Origin of the sequence: Pseudomonas paraversuta (assembly GCF_904063065.1) — a bacterium.
Taxonomy (GTDB): domain Bacteria; phylum Pseudomonadota; class Gammaproteobacteria; order Pseudomonadales; family Pseudomonadaceae; genus Aquipseudomonas; species Aquipseudomonas paraversuta.
The window spans coordinates 391,793-409,500 of record NZ_CAJFCL010000003.1 but is presented as its reverse complement, the minus strand read 5'-3'; the positions used below and the strand labels follow the sequence as shown (position 1 = coordinate 409,500).

The 17,708-nt window shown below is 59.2% G+C and carries 16 protein-coding genes; 10 read left to right on the top strand and 6 right to left on the bottom strand.

What is annotated here, in order from left to right; genetic code table 11:
* Nucleotides 1-214 precede the first annotated feature (214 nt).
* Nucleotides 215-763 carry an RNA polymerase factor sigma-70 gene (locus JQ845_RS07890; RefSeq protein ID WP_003447249.1) on the top strand — a complete coding sequence of 183 codons (549 nt, stop codon included), beginning with the start codon at nt 215-217 and terminating at the stop codon, nt 761-763.
* A 45-nt stretch (nt 764-808) separates the two neighbouring features.
* On the opposite strand, the gene JQ845_RS07885 is transcribed toward JQ845_RS07890, so the two are convergent.
* The gene (locus JQ845_RS07885; protein WP_369826376.1) at nt 809-1,627 is read right to left on the bottom strand and encodes a substrate-binding periplasmic protein; all 819 of its coding nucleotides are present in this window, start codon (nt 1,625-1,627) and stop codon (nt 809-811) included.
* Between the two features lie 180 nt (nt 1,628-1,807).
* Between JQ845_RS07885 and JQ845_RS07880 the strand changes: the two genes are divergently transcribed.
* Together JQ845_RS07880 and ppnP are read left to right on the top strand one after the other, a co-directional pair.
* Nucleotides 1,808-2,350 (top strand): 3'-5' exonuclease, encoded by a 543-nt coding sequence (locus JQ845_RS07880; RefSeq protein ID WP_003447245.1) that lies wholly within the window; start codon nt 1,808-1,810, stop codon nt 2,348-2,350.
* Nucleotides 2,351-2,429: 79 nt separating this feature from the next.
* Nucleotides 2,430-2,711, top strand: coding sequence for a pyrimidine/purine nucleoside phosphorylase (ppnP, locus tag JQ845_RS07875; RefSeq protein WP_010656155.1), 282 nt, complete (start codon nt 2,430-2,432; stop codon nt 2,709-2,711).
* 67 nt (nt 2,712-2,778) lie between these two features.
* On the opposite strand, the gene JQ845_RS07870 is transcribed toward ppnP, so the two are convergent.
* Entirely contained in the window at nt 2,779-4,554 is a 1,776-nt protein-coding gene (locus JQ845_RS07870) for an ABC transporter transmembrane domain-containing protein (protein WP_165439657.1), read from the bottom strand.
* Between the two features lie 229 nt (nt 4,555-4,783).
* On the opposite strand from JQ845_RS07870, the gene JQ845_RS07865 reads away from it, so the two are divergent.
* Nucleotides 4,784-4,960, top strand: a complete 177-nt coding sequence (locus JQ845_RS07865; RefSeq protein WP_003447239.1) for a PA1571 family protein — start codon at nt 4,784-4,786, stop codon at nt 4,958-4,960.
* Nucleotides 4,961-5,100: 140 nt separating this feature from the next.
* On the opposite strand, the gene pdxB is transcribed toward JQ845_RS07865, so the two are convergent.
* Nucleotides 5,101-6,243, bottom strand: a complete 1,143-nt coding sequence (gene pdxB / locus JQ845_RS07860) for a 4-phosphoerythronate dehydrogenase PdxB (protein ID WP_003447236.1) — start codon at nt 6,241-6,243, stop codon at nt 5,101-5,103.
* 175 nt (nt 6,244-6,418) lie between these two features.
* Here pdxB and JQ845_RS07855 point away from each other — a divergent pair, with 175 nt between their 5' ends.
* Nucleotides 6,419-7,816: an MATE family efflux transporter gene (locus JQ845_RS07855; protein WP_003447235.1), complete on the top strand. Its 1,398-nt coding sequence runs from the start codon at nt 6,419-6,421 to the stop codon at nt 7,814-7,816.
* Between the two features lie 45 nt (nt 7,817-7,861).
* On the opposite strand, the gene tusA is transcribed toward JQ845_RS07855, so the two are convergent.
* The gene (tusA, locus tag JQ845_RS07850) at nt 7,862-8,110 is read right to left on the bottom strand and encodes a sulfurtransferase TusA (protein ID WP_003447233.1); all 249 of its coding nucleotides are present in this window, start codon (nt 8,108-8,110) and stop codon (nt 7,862-7,864) included.
* Between the two features lie 14 nt (nt 8,111-8,124).
* A complete protein-coding gene (gene rlmM, locus JQ845_RS07845) occupies nt 8,125-9,201 on the bottom strand; it encodes a 23S rRNA (cytidine(2498)-2'-O)-methyltransferase RlmM (RefSeq protein ID WP_203008834.1) in 1,077 nt (358 codons plus the stop codon).
* A gap of 215 nt (nt 9,202-9,416) precedes the next feature.
* On the opposite strand from rlmM, the gene acnA reads away from it, so the two are divergent.
* The 3 genes from acnA to JQ845_RS07830 all read left to right on the top strand — a co-directional run bounded on the left by acnA (nt 9,417) and on the right by JQ845_RS07830 (nt 14,806).
* Entirely contained in the window at nt 9,417-12,158 is a 2,742-nt protein-coding gene (acnA, locus tag JQ845_RS07840; protein ID WP_003447230.1) for an aconitate hydratase AcnA, read from the top strand.
* Between the two features lie 182 nt (nt 12,159-12,340).
* Complete coding sequence (locus tag JQ845_RS07835; RefSeq protein ID WP_003447228.1) at nt 12,341-13,132, top strand: CPBP family intramembrane glutamic endopeptidase; 792 nt, start codon at nt 12,341-12,343, stop codon at nt 13,130-13,132.
* A 108-nt stretch (nt 13,133-13,240) separates the two neighbouring features.
* Nucleotides 13,241-14,806, top strand: coding sequence for a methyl-accepting chemotaxis protein (locus tag JQ845_RS07830; protein WP_010656156.1), 1,566 nt, complete (start codon nt 13,241-13,243; stop codon nt 14,804-14,806).
* A 74-nt stretch (nt 14,807-14,880) separates the two neighbouring features.
* Here JQ845_RS07830 and JQ845_RS07825 read toward each other — a convergent pair whose 3' ends face one another.
* The gene (locus JQ845_RS07825) at nt 14,881-15,585 is read right to left on the bottom strand and encodes an alpha/beta family hydrolase (protein WP_203008833.1); all 705 of its coding nucleotides are present in this window, start codon (nt 15,583-15,585) and stop codon (nt 14,881-14,883) included.
* A gap of 73 nt (nt 15,586-15,658) precedes the next feature.
* Here JQ845_RS07825 and ccoN point away from each other — a divergent pair, with 73 nt between their 5' ends.
* Both ccoN and ccoO read left to right on the top strand, forming a co-directional pair.
* Nucleotides 15,659-17,083 carry a cytochrome-c oxidase, cbb3-type subunit I gene (gene ccoN, locus JQ845_RS07820; protein ID WP_003447222.1) on the top strand — a complete coding sequence of 475 codons (1,425 nt, stop codon included), beginning with the start codon at nt 15,659-15,661 and terminating at the stop codon, nt 17,081-17,083.
* Between the two features lie 10 nt (nt 17,084-17,093).
* Nucleotides 17,094-17,702 carry a cytochrome-c oxidase, cbb3-type subunit II gene (ccoO, locus tag JQ845_RS07815; protein WP_003447220.1) on the top strand — a complete coding sequence of 203 codons (609 nt, stop codon included), beginning with the start codon at nt 17,094-17,096 and terminating at the stop codon, nt 17,700-17,702.
* The last annotated feature ends 6 nt before the right edge of the window (nt 17,703-17,708 follow it).

The following is a 17,708-nucleotide window of genomic DNA, read 5'->3' as shown; positions in this document are numbered from 1 at the left end:
TGAGAACGGTTGTGCCGGACAGATCATGGGACCGGCCAATAGTGGCGTTTTAGAGGCACCGCCGGGCGATGTGAACAACCTCTCAATCCTCCATCTCAAGCGCCATTAATTCTCTTTCTCAATTGACAATAATTATCATTCAGCCTAATTTGTTGCGAGCTGTGTAGGACGCTTACCGAGCCCTGCACTCATTCACTCGCAACAGGTGATCTCCATGACGGAACAAGTGTCCACAAGCAGGTGCGACTCACCCCTACTCCAAGCCTTCGTTGATAACCGGCTGATCCTGGTCAAAATCGCAGCTCGTATCACCGGCTGCCGATCCAGGGCTGAAGATGTGGTGCAGGACGCTTTCTTCCGCTTGCAGTCTGCGCCGCAGATCACTTCATCATTCAAGGCGCAACTGAGTTACTTGTTCCAGATCGTGCGCAACCTGGCAATTGACCACTACCGCAAGCAGGCGCTCGAACAGAAGTATTCGGGAACTGAAGAGGAAGGTTTGAATGTGGTCATTCACGGCGCGTCTCCAGAAACCTCGCACATCAATTTTTCGACGCTGGAGCACATCGCGGTCGCCCTGACCGAACTGCCGAGCCGCACCCGTTATGCCTTCGAGATGTATCGCCTGCACGGCGTGCAGCAAAAAGATATCGCCAAGGAATTGGGAGTATCACCGACCCTGGTGAACTTCATGATTCGGGATGCGCTGGTGCATTGCCGAAAAGTGTCGGGAACCCAGCCGGATATCTTTGCCAGACACTGAGAACCCCCACCTGCAGGAACTCGCTCCGGCAAATACCCGGCGCCCCTAGGGTACGGCCTGGGCCCCGGGTATTTGCGCGGGTACCTGGGCAATTTTATAAGGCGCGAAGATCGAGGCAAACTGGCCGTTGTCACGCAGCGCCTGCAGCATCTTCGCCAACTGCGCACCCTGGATCGGCGCCCGGGGACTCAATAATGCGTAGTGATGGTAGATATAGTCGACCCGGTCGGACACCAGCACCGTTGGTTCAATCTGCGGATTCTTGTTCAGCAGGTCGATGAGATGGGAACGGGTAATCAGCGCGATATCTGCCCGCCCGCGCAGGACCATCTGTAAATTGCTGGCGTGGGAGTAAGTCAGGCTGGCGTGGAATTTTTCAGTCAGGGCCTTGGGCGAAGTATTGAATCCGGCAAAGGCATAGTGATAGCCGTTAAAGAGCGCGAGCCGCTTGTTGGCCAGGTCGCCAAAATAGGTTTGCCCACGGCCTGGCTGGCGCTTGGCGACAAACACTTCGACATCTTCCAGCCCCATGTCTACCGGATTATGCGCAATGGTATTCCAGCCCCAGGTCGGGTTTTCGAATAGCACCATGTCCATGCGCCCCTGCTCGAACTCACGGTAGCGCCGAGCATTGGAGGTAGGGACGATGACGAAGTGGTAGTCCCCCTGCAATTGATTCAGGGCGTCGAGCAGTTGCGGCAACAGGCCGGTATCGACGCCGATTTCCGGGCGCACGGTATAGGGCGGAAAATGGGCCGCCCCCACTCTGACTTCCTGGACAGCCCAGGCGGGTGTCAGAAAAAATGTGCCCAAGGACAGCACTGCACAATGGACCATCCACACTGGCAAACACTTCAAAGCCATGCACCCCTGGTCGAGCCCATCACTGGAACTTATTGATCTGCGCACAACCTGACATCATGCGTGCGCGTAATTTAAGGGTGCACAGGTTATCAAGCAAGAGCCGGACCGGCCCACTACAAATTTGCGCTGCTTTAGCTACGCTCCCCTTCTCAACGCCGATGCTGTTTAAGGAAGCTGCACATGCCTCACTGGCTGGTTATTGACCTGGAAGCGACTACCGATGATGGCGGCTGGCCGATAGAAGAAATGGAAGTCATTGAAATCGGCGCCAGTGTAGTCACTCGAGCCGGGCGGGAGGTGGACCACTTCCAGCGCTTTATCCGCCCGCAACGGCGTCCGCTGCTGACCCCTTTTTGCCGTCATCTGACCCGTATCACCCAGGCCAATATTGATGCCGGGGCTCCGCTGCCGCAGGTCTGGGAGCAGTTCGAGCGCTGGCTCGGCCAGCACCTGCCCAAACTTGAAGGCTGGGCCAGCTGGGGTGACTACGACCGCAAGCAGCTGGAGCAGGAATGGCAGCAGAAAAAACTCGACAGCGCGCTGGCTCGTTTGCCACACATGAACCTCAAGCAGCAATTTGCCCAGGCCCGCCAGCTAAAGAGTGCGCCGGGGCTTAACAGTGCCCTGCAACTGGCAGGCATGCAGTTCAACGGGCAGCAGCATCGGGCACTGGAAGATGCCCGTAACACTGCCCGCCTGTTGCCGCTGATCCTCAAGGTTTAGCGGCCATAAAATGGCGTGACGGGATAAAACGGCTTCTGCATACTGGCCAGCCCTTTTTAGCCCATTCCGAGGAATCGCCATGTTTAAAGTCAACGAATACTTCGACGGTACCGTCAAGTCGATTGCCTTCGCACAAGCCGAAGGCAAAGCCACCATTGGCGTCATGGCCCCGGGTGAATACGAGTTCGGCACCGCCGAGCGCGAAATCATGCACGTGGTATCGGGCGAGTTGAGCGTCAAGCTGCCAGGCAGCGAGCAGTGGCAGACTTTCGCCACCGGCAGCCAGTTCAACGTACCGGCCAACAGCAAGTTCCAGCTCAAGGTCGTGGTTGAGACTGCTTACCTGTGTGAATACCGCTAAAAATCTGTAGGAGCGAGCTTGCTCGCGAGCTGTTTAAAGAGCTCGCGAGCAAGCTCGCTCCTACACGTCATTGCGTGCCCATATCCACATTGAACTGCAACGCCGCCAGCCGCGCATACAGCGGGTTGCTGGCGATCAATTGCGCGTGGGTACCTATCGCCACCAGCTTGCCCTGATCCATCACCGCAATCCGGTCGGCATTTTGTACGGTGGCCAGGCGGTGGGCGATGACTAGCGTGGTGCGGCCTTGCATCAGGCTCGGCAGGGCTTGCTGGATCAAGTGCTCACTTTGCGCATCGAGGGCACTGGTGGCCTCATCCAGTAGCAGAATCGGCGCATCCACCAGCAGCGCCCGGGCAATGGCCAACCGTTGACGCTGCCCGCCAGACAAGCCCAGACCGCCATCTCCCAGATGGGTTTTATAACCCTCGGGCATTTGCTGTATGAAATCGTGGGCATGGGCAATCCGTGCCGCGGCTTCGACCTGGGCGTCGGTAGCCAGGGCATTGCCATAGCGGATGTTGTCTTCAATGGTGCCGAAAAACAGGGCCGGGGTTTGCGCCACCAGTGCAAAGCAACGGCGCAGGTCGTGGGGGTCCAGCCGGGTAATGGGCAAACCTTCGAGCAGGACCTGGCCCGCCTGGGGATCGTAAAAACGCAGCAGCAAATCGAACAACGTAGACTTGCCTGCCCCCGATGGCCCCACCAGAGCCAGGGTTTCGCCCGCATTGATCGTTAGGCTCAGCCCTTCAATGGCATAGCTTTCAGGCCGTGACGGATAAGAAAAGTACAGGTTCTCAAGCTGCAAATTACCGGCCACCCGCCGGGGCAATACCAGCAAATCGCTGCTCGGCGCCATGATCAGGCTTTTCGATTGCAGCAGTTCGGCAATTCGCTCAGCTGCTCCCGCAGCCTGTTGCAGCTCGCCGATCACCTCGCTCAGGGTGCCAAAGGCACTGCCGACGATCAGGCTGTAAAACACGAATGCCGCCAGCTCGCCGCCGGTAATGCGCCCCGCGATCACGTCCATGCCACCGACCCACAGCATCACGCCGACCGCCCCCAGCACCAGCAGGATCACCAGGGTAATCAGCCATGAGCGCTGCAGGATGCGTTTGCGGGCGGTGGCAAATGCATTTTCGACGGTGCTGGCAAAGCGCTGTTGATCCTGCTGTTGGTGGTTGTAAGCCTGGACCGTTTTGATCTGGCCCAGGGCTTCGGCCACATAGCTGCCGACATCGGCGATACGATCCTGGCTCTGGCGCGACAAGGTACGCACGCGGCGACCAAAGAACAGGATCGGCACCAGTACCAGTGGCAGCGCGACCACCACGATGCTGGTGAGTTTGGGATTGGTGATAAACAGCAGGATCACACCACCGATCACCATCAGGCTGTTGCGCAGGAACAGGGACAAGGACGACCCGATCACCGATTGCAACAGCGTGGTGTCGGTGGTCAGCCGCGACTGGATTTCCGAACTGCGATTGTTCTCATAAAAGCCCGGATGCAGGCCGATCAGGTGGTTGAACACCTGTCGCCGGATATCAGCCACCACCCGTTCGCCAATCCAGGACACCAGATAGAAGCGCACAAATGTACCCACCGACAAAGCCAGCACCAGCAGCAGAAAATAACCGATGGACTGGTTGAGCAAGTGTGGCGACTGGGTCATGAAGCCTTTGTCGACCAGCAGACGAATGCCCTGCCCCATCGAAAGGGTGACACCCGCAGTGACGATCAGGGCCAGCAAGGCACCCACCGCCTGCCAACGATAAGGCGCTACAAAATGGGCGGCCAAGCGAATGGCCCGGCGTTGACGCGAAGAAAGCATGGAAGGCATCCAGAAGAAAGCGTGAAACAGCCTACAACGAAGTCAGCTGCGCAGAGCTAAACCTTTCTCAATCGTTTTGAATATGACCTGAGACAACAAGCCATAGGCATTATCGTTCTAAAGTGAGGGTGGAAGTTTCAGGATATTTCTGTTGGACTGGGTCCGTCGCCAAGCCATGTCACAGCTTGGTCACTAAACGGACCTAAAGTAGCGAGACACCCTGATGAGGAGACAGGCCATGGATTTGCAACACAATGCTCAAGCGGTTCCAGTGATTCGTACGCAAGCCAAGCAATCACTGGGGTGCGCCATTATCGATGAAAATGGCCAGGAAATTTCGATCACTGAAGAGATGATTCAGGACGCCTGCCACGAACTGGAGCTGCGTCTGGTCAAACCTGTGCACAAAGACTGATCCTCGGCAGGAGCGCGGCTTGCCCGCGATGCAGGCGACAGGGTTTAACCGGGTCCCATGCGTCGCGCGGCCCACTCCTGCAACAGCGCTCAGAACATACAACGGCCCCGCTGAAAGGGCCGTTTTTTTGTGCCCGGTGCTTAAACCAACACCCCGCCCAGCGCCTTGACCAATTGCTTCAAGGCCACCGACTCGCCCTCGACATGCACCTCCAGGCCTTCTATCTCACGACGTACCGGATAGTTTTTGCGTAATCCGTCAAACGCCAGCTTCTGCTCTTCGACGCTGCCGATCAGGCTGCGGCGAAAGTCCGCATCATCGCGACGCGGGTCATAGACACCCCGACACAGCATGGCCAGGGCCCAGCCCGGATCAGTATTGGCACTCAGTGCGACCCTCGCCAGCCAGGGTGCCGGCAACAAGTCTGACAGGCTGACCACAGCCGGCTGCCCGAGGAAGTCGCACAGTGCCTGATAGATCTGCGCCGTGCCCCGCTGCTTGCCATCCAGGCTGTAGCCGGCGATATGAGGCGTCGCCAGCACACACATGTCCGCCAGTTGCAGATCCACCTCAGGCTCGTGCTCCCACACATCGAGCACTGCCTGCAGGTCATCGCGCCGGGTCAGGACTTCGCGCAGCGCCTTATTGTCGAGCACCGGACCGCGACTGGCGTTGATCAGCCAGGTCCCCGGCTTGAGCCGGTCCAGGCGCTGGCGGTCAAGCAAATGCCGGGTCGGAAAGCTGCCGCTGGTGCTTAACGGAGTATGCAAACTGAGCACATCGCAGTGCTCGATGATGTGTTCAAGGCTGACGTAGTCGCCACCTTCAGCCGCCTGGCGCGGTGGATCGCAGACCAGTACCTTGAGGCCCAGTGCCCGCAACACATCGACCAGACGCCCGCCCACCTGCCCGGCGCCAATAACCCCGTAGGTGCGCTGAATAAGATCGACACCTTCGATTTCGGCCAGGGTCAGCAGGCTGCCGAGCACGTAGTCCACCACGCCGCGGGCATTGCAGCCCGGGGCACTGGACCACGCAATACCTGCCTGTTCAAAGTAATCGAGATCAAAATGGTCGGTGCCAATGGTGCAGGTACCGACAAAACGTACCGCACTGCCTTCCAGCAAGTCGCGATCGACCCTGGTCACCGAGCGCACCAGCAACACATCCGCAGCATGCACGTCTGCACGCGTGATCTGGCGTCCCGGCAGACGGCGTATTTCACCGAAGCCGGCAAAGAACTCTTCGATCAGCGGAATATTTTCGTCAGCAACAATCAACATGGCAGGCTCCTTTGGCGGAGTGGCAGTGTAGGCGTTGTAGTCATCAATGGGCCAGCAAGCTGTGCCAAGCACTTTCAATCGCGCTTACAAAGCCCCTACAACTCAAGGTTTGCCGAGCTCCGGGGCAGGCGTACAATCGCCGGCTTTGCGCGTTAAACACTGTGGATGCACGCTTGTGAACTCTGTCACTGATAACACCCCTGCCGCCCCTGTCAGCCGCCCGGCCCGGGTTCGCACGGAAGTGCGGGCGCTATTGGCGCTGGCGTTTCCGATCATCATTTCCCAAGTGGCCACCACGGCCATGGGCTTTGTCGATGCCGTCATGGCCGGACGCGTCGGGCCTCGGGACCTGGCGGCCGTGGCCCTGGGCAATTCGATCTGGATACCGGTGTTTCTGTTGATGTCGGGCATCCTGCTGGCCACCACGCCCAAGGTTGCCCAGCGCTTTGGCGCCAACAATCACCGGGAGATCGGCCCGATCGTGCGCCAGGCCCTGTGGCTGGCGCTGATTACCGGGCTGTGTGCGACATTTATCCTGCTGGGTGCAGAGCCGCTGTTACATCTGATGAAAGTCGCCCCGGACCTGATTGAACCCTGCATGGGCTATTTGCACGGGATCGCCAGCGGCATGCCGGCGGTGGGGCTGTATTGCGTGCTGCGTAACTTCAGTGATGGCCTGGGCCGTACGCGGCCAAGCATGGTGCTGGGGTTGTGTGCCCTGGCGCTGAACATCCCGATCAACTACGTGTTCATTTATGGGCACTTTGGGGTCCCGGCCATGGGTGGCGTGGGCTGTGGCTGGGCGACGGCCATTGTAATGTGGTTTATGGCCCTGGGCATGGTGGCCTGGACCTGGCGTGGTGCGATCTACCAGTCGAGCCGGGTATACAGCCGTTTTGAATGGCCGCAATGGGCAATCATCAAGCGCTTGCTGAGTGTGGGGCTACCGATCGGCATTGCGGTATTTGCCGAGTCGAGCATTTTTGCGGTGATTGCCCTGTTGATCGGCAGCTTGGGGGCAACGGTGGTGGCAGGCCATCAAATCGCTCTGAACTTCAGCTCGCTGGTGTTTATGATCCCCTACTCCCTGGGCATGGCAATCACCGTCCGCGTAGGCCAGGCACTGGGGCGCCAGCAACCGCGCGAAGCACGTTTCGTCGCCGGGGTCGGTATGGGCACTGCGCTGGTATGGGCGGGCATCTCTGCCAGTCTGATCCTGTTGTTGCGCGAGCAGATTGCCACCGTCTACACGGCCGATCCGCTGGTGATCGAGGTGGCGACCATGCTGTTGATGTTTGCCGCCCTGTATCAGTTTTCGGATGTGATTCAGGTGACTGCGGCGGGCGCATTGCGCGGCTATCAGGACACGCGGGTGACGATGATCCTGACCCTGTTCGCGTATTGGGGGATTGGTTTGCCGGTGGGCTATGCGCTGGGCCTGACCGACTGGTTCGGCCCGGCCAATGGCCCCAGCGGGCTGTGGCAGGGCCTGATTGTGGGCCTGACCTGCGCGGCGCTGATGCTCAGCGTACGCCTGACCCGCAGCGCCAAAGAGCGGATTCGCATGGCATAGACCCACACTGCAGGAGCGAGCAAGCTCGCTCCTGCAGGATCTTGCTCAGTCCTGCTTCTTGCGAATCCAGTACAGGTACTTGCCCGCCTCTTCCTGCTGCCCTACCAGTTCGTGGTCGAGAAACACGCAGAACTTGGGGATGTCGCGCCGGGTCGAGGGATCGGTGGCGATGACTTTCAGCAAACCGCCCGGTACCAGGTCACGAATGTGCTGGTGCAGCATCATCACCGGTTCCGGACAGTTAAGGCCGGTAGCGTCCAGAGTGCCGTCAACCGGCAAATCAGCAAAACTCATCAGTTACTCCTGAATCAACGGGATTTGGTTTTTTTCACGTCCAGTCGACGCAAATGGCAGGTCACTTCTTCGCGGTCGTGGTACAGCTGCTTACAGCCGATTTCGACCTGGATACCGCGTTCCTTGAAACCTTCAGCAATGCGATCAAGCAAACGCCGCACTTCGGCATAACGCTGTTTCATCGGCAATTTCAAGTTGACCACCGCTTCGCGGCAATGACCTTCGCCGATCCACTCTTCGAGCATCGCCGCATTACGCGCAGGCTTTTCCACGATGTCGCAGACCATCCAGTCCACCGGCTGCCTGGGCTTGAAGGTGAACCCATCGGCCATCAAGTGCTGCACCAGTCCGGTGTCCATCAGGCTTTCTGCCATCGGGCCGTTGTCGATGGCGGTGACGATCATGCCGCGATTGACCAGCTGCCAGGTCCAGCCGCCGGGCGCTGCGCCAAGGTCAACCCCGGTCATGTCACTGTGCAGGCGCTCATCCCACTGGTCGCGGGGGATGAAGTGGTGCCAGGCTTCTTCCAGCTTGAGGGTCGAACGGCTAGGCGCTTCACGGGGAAATTTCAACCGCGGGATGCCCATGGGCCACATGGCACAGTTGTTCGACTCGGCCAGACCAAGGAACAGTTCGCGTCCACTTTTAACGGTCAACAGCAGCCGCGGCTTCTGCTCATCGTCCTCCACCAGCTTGCCGGCCTTGATCAGGGCTTTGCGCAGGTGAGCATCGAACTTCTTGCAGAAGTTGGACAGCTCTTTGCCGTCATTGGTATCGACCATTTCCAGCCACAGGCTGCCACAGACCGGAAAGTCGGCCATGTGCCCGAGAATCACGCTGATGCGGTCGGTTTCCGGCAGTTCGATAAAACCGCCCCGGGCCCATTGACGCGGGAAAATCAGTTCGGCAAAACGCAAACCGCGCATCAGGCGTTCGGCGCCGCCTTCTTCGGTACAGACAAATTCGGCACAGGCACTGCTCGGCTTGGCCTTGGCATAACCAGAGACATTGAGGCGGGCAGCATGCTCGGCGATTTCGGAGCAGACTTCTCCCTCAAAACCGGGCCGGCAGTGCATAAAAACGGTGTTCATTGAATTACTCCTGGGCAGCAGGCGGGAATTGGCCGGCTGCGCATCCTTGATTTGGAGCAAGGACTGTCACGAAAAGGCCAGCATGATAACTGAGTTCGGAACCTTGAACCCTTATAGACAGTCCAGTTATTAGCCAGATCAATGATTCAGGGCTACGTTAGAAGCTCTGTTCGTTCCACACGATCCGTACCGTGCGGATCAAAAGGAGTCATTTCATGTCCTCCCTTGATAGCCTGAACACCCTCGCCACACTAAAAGTCGACGATAAGACTTATCACTATTTCAGCCTGCCGCTTGCCGCCAAGTCACTGGGGGATTTAAGCCAGCTGCCCATGTCGCTCAAAGTGCTGCTGGAGAACCTGCTGCGCTGGGAAGACGGCAAGACCGTCACCGAACCGGATCTCAAGGCACTGGCCGCCTGGCTCAAGGCGCGGCGCAGCGACCGGGAAATCCAGTACCGTCCGGCCCGGGTGTTGATGCAGGACTTTACCGGCGTGCCGGCGGTGGTCGACCTGGCCGCCATGCGTGCGGCGATGGCCAGGGCCGGAGGCGATCCACAGCGAATCAATCCGCTGTCCCCGGTAGACCTGGTGATTGACCACTCGGTAATGGTCGACAAATTTGCCAGCCCCAGTGCCTTTGAACAAAACGTTGATATTGAGATGGAGCGCAACGGCGAACGTTATGCGTTCCTGCGCTGGGGCCAAGATGCCTTCGACAATTTCAGCGTGGTACCGCCCGGCACCGGGATTTGCCATCAGGTGAACCTGGAGTACCTGGGACGGACAGTCTGGACCAAGGACGAAGACGGCCGCACTTATGCGTTCCCGGACACCCTGGTCGGTACCGACTCCCACACCACCATGATCAATGGCCTGGGTGTACTGGGCTGGGGCGTGGGCGGGATTGAAGCCGAAGCCGCGATGCTCGGCCAGCCGGTTTCGATGCTGATCCCGGAAGTGGTGGGTTTCAAACTCAGCGGCAAACTCAAAGAAGGCATCACCGCCACCGACCTGGTGCTGACGGTGACGCAAATGCTGCGCAGCAAGGGGGTTGTCGGCAAGTTCGTCGAGTTTTTCGGCGATGGACTGGCGGATCTGCCCCTGGCTGACCGCGCCACCATTGCCAACATGGCACCGGAATATGGCGCCACCTGCGGGTTTTTCCCGGTCGATCAAATCACCCTGGACTATCTACGCCTGTCCGGGCGCCCCGAGGCCGCCGTGAAACTGGTCGAGGCCTACTGCAAAGCCCAGGGACTGTGGCGCTTGCCGGGCCAGGAGCCGGTCTTCAGCGAAACCCTGGCACTCGACATGGGTAGCGTCGAAGCCAGCCTGGCCGGGCCAAAGCGCCCCCAAGACCGGGTTTCGCTGCCCAATGTCAGCCAGGCTTTTGACGAGTTTATGAGCCTGCAATTCAAACCCGCCAATAAAGAAGAAGGCCGCCTTGAAAGTGAAGGCGGTGGTGGCGTGGCCGTGGGCAATGCCGACTTGATCGGTGAGGTGGACTACAGCGTTGAAGGTCAGACCTATCGCCTGAAAAACGGCGCGGTGGTGATCGCGGCCATTACCTCCTGCACCAACACCTCCAACCCGAGTGTGATGATGGCTGCCGGGCTGGTGGCCAAAAAAGCCGTTGAAAAAGGCCTGAAAAGCCAGCCGTGGGTGAAAACTTCCCTGGCGCCCGGCTCCAAGGTGGTGACTGACTACTACAAGGCCGCAGGCCTGACCCAGTACCTCGACCAGTTGGGCTTCGCCCTGGTGGGCTACGGCTGCACTACCTGCATCGGCAACTCCGGGCCGTTGCCCGAGCCGATCGAAAAAGCCATCACCCAGTCTGACCTGACCGTGGCTTCGGTGTTGTCGGGCAACCGCAACTTTGAAGGACGCGTGCACCCTCTGGTGAAAACCAACTGGCTGGCCTCGCCACCGCTGGTGGTCGCCTACGCCCTGGCCGGCAGCGTGCGTATTGATATCAGCACTCAACCGCTGGGCACCGGTAAAGACGGCAAACCGGTATACCTGCGCGATATCTGGCCGAGCCAGAAAGAAATCGCCGATGCCGTGGCACAGGTGACTACCGCCATGTTCCACAAGGAATACGCCGAGGTGTTTGCCGGTGACGAACAATGGCAGGCCATTGAGGTGCCACAGGCCGCAACCTATGTCTGGCAGAAAGATTCGACTTACATCCAGCATCCCCCTTTCTTCGATGACATCGACGGCCCGCTACCGGTGATCAAGGACGTCAAGGGTGCTCGGGTGCTGGCGTTGCTTGGCGACTCGGTCACCACCGACCACATCTCCCCTGCCGGCAATATCAAGGCGGATAGCCCGGCCGGACGCTATCTGCGCGAGAAAGGCGTCGAACCGCGGGACTTCAACTCCTATGGTTCGCGGCGCGGTAACCATGAAGTGATGATGCGCGGCACCTTTGCCAACATCCGCATTCGCAACGAAATGCTCGGCGGCGAAGAAGGTGGCAATACGATCTTCATCCCGAGCGGCGAAAAACTGCCGATCTATGATGCGGCGATGCGCTATCAGGCAGCGGGGACACCACTGGTGGTGATTGCCGGCCAGGAATACGGCACCGGCTCCAGTCGCGACTGGGCGGCCAAAGGCACCAACCTGCTGGGGGTCAAAGCGGTGATTGCCGAGAGTTTTGAACGCATCCACCGCTCGAACCTGGTGGGCATGGGCGTGCTGCCGCTGCAATTCAAACTGGACCAGAATCGCAAGAACCTGAAACTCACCGGCAAGGAAACCCTGGATATCCTGGGGCTGACGGATGCCGAACTGCAGCCAAGGATGAACCTGACGCTGGTCATCACCCGCGAGGATGGTCAACAGGAAAAAATCGAAGTGCTGTGCCGCATCGACACCCTGAATGAGGTGGAATACTTCAAGGCAGGCGGGATCCTGCACTATGTATTGCGCCAGTTGATTGCCTCCTGAAACGGTCTGGCTACCTCTGGCCGGTCCCGTAGAAAAGCTCGCTCCTGCAGGTGGGGTTGTGTCAGTGAGATCGTATACCGCGACATAGGTTAACCTTGTGCAGGAGCGAGCTTGTCTCGCGATGTATCCTCAGCGCCCCGATCTGCATTCGGGGCGTTTTTTTAACAATTACAAGGATTTTCATGATTGCTCTGCCATGGCCTTATCTGGCATTTCTGAGCCTGGGCTACTGCCTGGCCCTGAGTTACGGCCAATTGACCGCCCAGGCCCTTATCCCGTTGTTTGCCTTGATCCTGGCCGGGCTTGCAGCCCGTCAGCAGCGCCAGCAATGGCTGCGTTATGCCGGTCACGGGCTGTTTGTATTGCTCGCCCTGGCGCTGGCCCTGCACTGGTTACCCGGTTTCCATAATGGCCGCGCCATCAACCCTGAGCGGCTGACACCGGACGCCGTGCCCTTCTCGCTGTACCTCAATCTGGACAAGCCGCTGATCGGCTTCTGGCTATTGCTGGTGTGCCCCTGGATTGCGCCACGCTTCGGCTGGCGGGTTTCGTTTGCCGCCACGTTGATGGCCCTGACCCTGGTGGCGATTGCGGCTCTGGGCGGCGCCATGCTGCTGGGCATGATCACCTGGGCCCCCAAATGGCCAGCCTCTGGCTGGATATGGGTGCTGAACAATTTACTGCTGGTGACCCTGGTGGAAGAAGCCCTGTTTCGCGGCTACATCCAGGGCGGCTTGAGTCGCTGGTTCAAACAACTGCCCCATGGCCAGACTCTGGCCCTGGTCATGGCTGCGCTGCTGTTCGGTCTGGCGCACATGGCCGCTGGCTGGCATTGGGTGCTGCTGTCGGGGATTGCCGGCCTTGGTTATGGCCTGGCCTGGCGCTTCGGCGGGCTGGGTGCGGCAATCGCCACTCACTTCGGGCTGAACCTGCTGCACTTCGTGTTTTTTACCTACCCGATGCGGGCTATCTAGCACACAACGGCTACCGGGGCGTTTCGCCGCACCCGGCAGCCGAAATATAAATTAAACAAATCCCTGGCCATGCCGACAGCCTGTCAAAGTCTTGCGGATAGATATGACATGCGGAATAACCAGCCCATCACCCAACGCGAACGTACGTTCCCCGCTCAGCAACGGTTGATTTCCACCACCGATGCCAAAGGTGTAATCACCTATTGCAACGACGACTTTGTCGAGATCAGCGGGTTTTTGCGTGAAGATCTGATCCGCGCACCACACAACCTCGTGCGCCATCCGGATGTTCCCTCTGCCGTCTTTGAACACATGTGGAGCACCTTGAAAAAAGGCGCGCCGTGGATGGGCATCGTGAAAAATCGTTGCCGCAACGGTGACCATTACTGGGTCAACGCCTACGTGACCCCGGTATTCGAGAATGAGCGCGTGGTGGGCTATGAGTCGGTTCGGGTCAAGCCGAGCGCCGAACAGATCCGCCGTGCCGAAGCCCTGTATTCGCGCCTTAATCGCGGCAAGTCGGCGGTGCCACAGCGCGATAAATGGATCCCCGTGCTGCAGGACTGGCTGCCGTTCATTCTGGTCAGCCAACTGAGTTTCATGATTGGTGCCCTGCTCAATTCCAGTTGGGGCTTTGCCCTGGCGGCCCTGTTGTCGATTCCGCTGGGGTTACTGGGGCTGAGCTGGCAACAGCGCGGGATCAAGCGCTTGCTGCGCCTGGCCGAACAAACCACGTCGGACCCGCTGATTGCGCAGATGTACACCGACAGCCGCGGCCCGCAAGCGCGCCTGGAAATGTCGATTCTGAGTCAGGAAGCACGACTGAAGACCTGCCTGACCCGCCTGCAGGACACCGCCGAGCATTTGAGCGGGCAAGCCCGTCAATCCGATGAGCTGGCACACAAAAGCTCCAAGGGGCTGGAGCGCCAGCGGGTGGAGACCGAACAAGTGGCTACCGCGGTCAATCAGATGGCAGCCACCACCCAGGAAGTTGCCAGCCACGTACAGCGCACGGCTGACGCCACTCAAGAAGCCAATCGCCTGACCAGCCGCGGTCGCGACATTGCCGGTGAAACCCGCGAAGCCATTGAACGCCTGTCCATCGTGGTCGGCGAAACCGGCGCGACAGTCACTCAGCTGGCCAAGGACAGCGATGAAATCGGCGGCGTGGTTGACGTGATCAAAGGCATTGCCGACCAGACCAACCTGCTGGCCTTGAACGCGGCCATCGAAGCCGCACGTGCCGGTGAAATGGGCCGCGGCTTTGCCGTAGTGGCTGACGAAGTGCGCCAACTGGCACAACGCACCAGCCTGTCGACCGGACAGATTCATGGCCTGATCGCCAAGTTGCAGCAGACTGCGGCCACTGCCGTACAGACCATGAATGCCGGGCATCGCCAGGCTGAAGAAGGCGTGGCCCGGGTACTGGAAGCCGACAAGGCCCTGGTGGGCATCAGTGAAGCGGTGGCCAATATCACCGACATGACCACCCAGATCGCGGCAGCCACCGAGGAACAAAGTGCAGTGGCGGAAGAAATCAGCCGCAACATCAGCACCATTGCCGACCTCGCTGACCAGACCTCAGAGCAGGCCCAGCATTCGGCGCGCTTGAGCGAAGAGCTGACCCAGACGGTAAACACCCAGTATTCGCTGGTGGAGCGGTTCAACCGTTAAGCACTGCCCCCCCTTTAACCTGTAGGAGCGAGCTTGCTCGCGAGCTCTTCGCTGGCATATTGAACAGCTCGCTCCTACAGGGCATCACCGGCCTGGAGCCATTGGGCGATTTTGTCGGCCGCGGCGTCCAGATGCTGTTCATGGCTAAACCCCGATGCCTTGAGCGGCTTCAAGTCGTGATCCCCCGCCACTAACCAGTGCAGTTCAATGCCCGGCGCCAGGGTGTAAGCATCGACGGCTTGCCGGTTGCCCAGGGCATCACGTTCGCCCTGCACGATCAGGGTGGCTGTCTGTAGCCCGGCCAAGTGCGCCACCCGGGGTTTTTCCGGTTTGCCGGAGGCGTAAAACGGGTAACCCAGACAGACCAGAGCAGCAACCCCCAGCTCATCAGCCACCAGACTGGCCATGCGCCCGCCCATGGACTTGCCGCCAATCGCAATTTGCCCGGCGACATGCTGTCGCACCCCGGCATACACCTCGCGCCAGCATTCGAGCAATTTGACCTGTTGGTTTGGCGGCCTTTTGCCACCATCGAGCCGGCGTTGCACCATGTACGGGAACTCGAAGCGCAATACGTTCACCCCTCGTGCCGCAAGGCGTTCAGCCATACCGGTCATCCAGGCACTGTCCATCGGCGCACCGGCACCATGGGCCAGGATCAGGGTCTGCGGTTGCGGGTTTTTCACCTCGCCGGTGGCCGGACTCCATAACCAGCCCTGCTCCTGCACGCATTGCGCCCATTGATCCCTGTCAATACCGGCCTTGCCTGCTACGCCCATGCTTGCCTCGCTTTTAGTCTGCCTATAACTCCAGGCGTACCTTTGTATGCGCCTGAACCGTGGATGGGGAACCATGAACACTTCTACAAGTACTGCCTACAACTACAAGGTGGTCCGCCAATTTGCCATTATGACGGTGGTTTGGGGCATCGTCGGTATGGGGCTCGGCGTTTTTCTCGCCGCGCAGCTGGTCTGGCCGGAACTCAACTTCAATTTGCCCTGGACCAGTTTCGGGCGCTTGCGCCCATTGCACACCAACGCGGTGATCTTCGCCTTCGGCGGTTGTGCACTGTTTGCCTCGTCCTTTTACGCAGTGCAACGTACCTGCCAGGCAACACTGTTCGCGCCGAAGATCGCCATGTTTACCTTTTGGGGTTGGCAACTGGTGATTTTGCTGGCTGCCATCAGCTTGCCGCTGGGCTACACCAGCTCCAAGGAATACGCCGAGCTTGAGTGGCCGATCGATATCCTGATCACCATCGTCTGGGTCGCTTATGCCATCGTGTTCTTCGGCACGATCATGAAGCGCAAGACCAAACACATTTACGTGGGCAACTGGTTCTTCGGCGCATTTATCGTGACCGTGGCCATCTTGCACATCGTCAACAACCTGGAAATCCCGGTCAGCTTCACCAAGTCCTACTCGCTGTACGGTGGTGCGACTGACGCCATGGTGCAGTGGTGGTACGGCCATAACGCTGTGGGCTTTTTCCTGACGGCCGGCTTTTTGGGGATGATGTACTACTTCGTGCCGAAACAGGCCGAACGTCCCATCTATTCCTATCGCCTGTCGATCGTGCACTTCTGGGCCCTGATCACCCTTTACATCTGGGCCGGCCCGCACCACTTGCACTACACCGCACTGCCGGACTGGGCCCAGTCACTGGGCATGGTGATGTCCCTGATTCTGCTGGCGCCAAGCTGGGGCGGCATGATCAACGGCATGATGACCCTGTCGGGCGCTTGGCATAAATTGCGCAGCGACCCGATCCTGCGTTTCCTCGTGGTGTCCCTGGCGTTCTACGGCATGTCGACCTTCGAAGGACCGATGATGGCGATCAAGACCGTCAACGCCCTCTCCCACTACACCGACTGGACCATCGGCCACGTACACGCCGGGGCATTGGGCTGGGTGGCGATGATTTCCATCGGCGCGCTGTATCACATGATCCCGAAAATTTTCGGTCGCCCGCAGATGTACAGCATGGGCCTGATTAACGCGCACTTCTGGCTAGCCACTATCGGCACAGTGCTTTACATCGCCTCGATGTGGGTCAACGGCATCGCCCAGGGCCTGATGTGGCGCGCAGTCAACGAAGACGGCACGCTGACCTACTCCTTCGTCGAAACCCTGGTGGCCAGCCATCCGGGCTATGTCGTGCGCCTGATCGGCGGCGCGATTTTCTTCAGCGGCATGTTGCTGATGGCATACAACACTTGGCGCACCGTGCGTAACGCCGAGCCCGCTGAAGTCGTAGCCGCCGCGCAGATGGCCTGAGGAGTTCGCCATGAAACACGAAATCGTTGAAAAAAATATCGGCCTGATGCTGTTGCTGATGATTCTCTGTGTGAGTGTCGGCGGCCTGACGCAAATCGTCCCGCTGTTCTTTGAGGATGTCACCAATACCCCGGTCGAAGGCATGAAGCCTTATACCGCGCTGCAACTGGAAGGTCGTGACATCTACATTCGCGAAGGCTGCGTGCAATGTCACTCGCAGATGATTCGTCCGTTCCGGGCCGAGACCGAGCGCTATGGCCATTACTCGGTCGCCGGTGAAAGTGTCTGGGATCACCCGTTCCTGTGGGGTTCCAAGCGTACCGGGCCGGATCTGGCGCGGGTCGGCGCCCGCTACTCGGATGACTGGCACCGCGCGCATCTGTACAACCCGCGCAACGTCGTACCCGAGTCGAAAATGCCCGCCTACCCGTGGCTGGTCTCCGAACCGGTGGATGACAGCCATACCCAGAAGAAACTCGAAGTGATGCGCACCCTGGGCGTGCCTTACACCGACGAAGACATCGCCAATGCCAGACAGTCGGTACAGGGCAAGACCGAAATGGACGCGCTGGTGGCCTACCTGCAAGTGCTCGGCACTGCCATCAAGAGCAAGAGGTGAGCCATG

Excerpts from the sequence above, each read along its gene's own strand:
- JQ845_RS07890 (WP_003447249.1), top strand. The coding sequence starts at position 215 with ATGACGGAACAAGTGTCCACAAGCAGGTGCGACTCACCCCTACTCCAA.
- JQ845_RS07885 (WP_369826376.1), bottom strand. The coding sequence starts at position 1,627 with ATGGCTTTGAAGTGTTTGCCAGTGTGGATGGTCCATTGTGCAGTGCTG.
- JQ845_RS07880 (WP_003447245.1), top strand. The coding sequence starts at position 1,808 with ATGCCTCACTGGCTGGTTATTGACCTGGAAGCGACTACCGATGATGGC.
- ppnP (WP_010656155.1), top strand. The coding sequence starts at position 2,430 with ATGTTTAAAGTCAACGAATACTTCGACGGTACCGTCAAGTCGATTGCC.
- JQ845_RS07870 (WP_165439657.1), bottom strand. The coding sequence starts at position 4,554 with ATGCCTTCCATGCTTTCTTCGCGTCAACGCCGGGCCATTCGCTTGGCC.
- JQ845_RS07865 (WP_003447239.1), top strand. The coding sequence starts at position 4,784 with ATGGATTTGCAACACAATGCTCAAGCGGTTCCAGTGATTCGTACGCAA.
- pdxB (WP_003447236.1), bottom strand. The coding sequence starts at position 6,243 with ATGTTGATTGTTGCTGACGAAAATATTCCGCTGATCGAAGAGTTCTTT.
- tusA (WP_003447233.1), bottom strand. The coding sequence starts at position 8,110 with ATGAGTTTTGCTGATTTGCCGGTTGACGGCACTCTGGACGCTACCGGC.
- rlmM (WP_203008834.1), bottom strand. The coding sequence starts at position 9,201 with ATGAACACCGTTTTTATGCACTGCCGGCCCGGTTTTGAGGGAGAAGTC.
- acnA (WP_003447230.1), top strand. The coding sequence starts at position 9,417 with ATGTCCTCCCTTGATAGCCTGAACACCCTCGCCACACTAAAAGTCGAC.
- JQ845_RS07835 (WP_003447228.1), top strand. The coding sequence starts at position 12,341 with ATGATTGCTCTGCCATGGCCTTATCTGGCATTTCTGAGCCTGGGCTAC.
- JQ845_RS07830 (WP_010656156.1), top strand. The coding sequence starts at position 13,241 with ATGCGGAATAACCAGCCCATCACCCAACGCGAACGTACGTTCCCCGCT.
- JQ845_RS07825 (WP_203008833.1), bottom strand. The coding sequence starts at position 15,585 with ATGGGCGTAGCAGGCAAGGCCGGTATTGACAGGGATCAATGGGCGCAA.
- ccoN (WP_003447222.1), top strand. The coding sequence starts at position 15,659 with ATGAACACTTCTACAAGTACTGCCTACAACTACAAGGTGGTCCGCCAA.
- ccoO (WP_003447220.1), top strand. The coding sequence starts at position 17,094 with ATGAAACACGAAATCGTTGAAAAAAATATCGGCCTGATGCTGTTGCTG.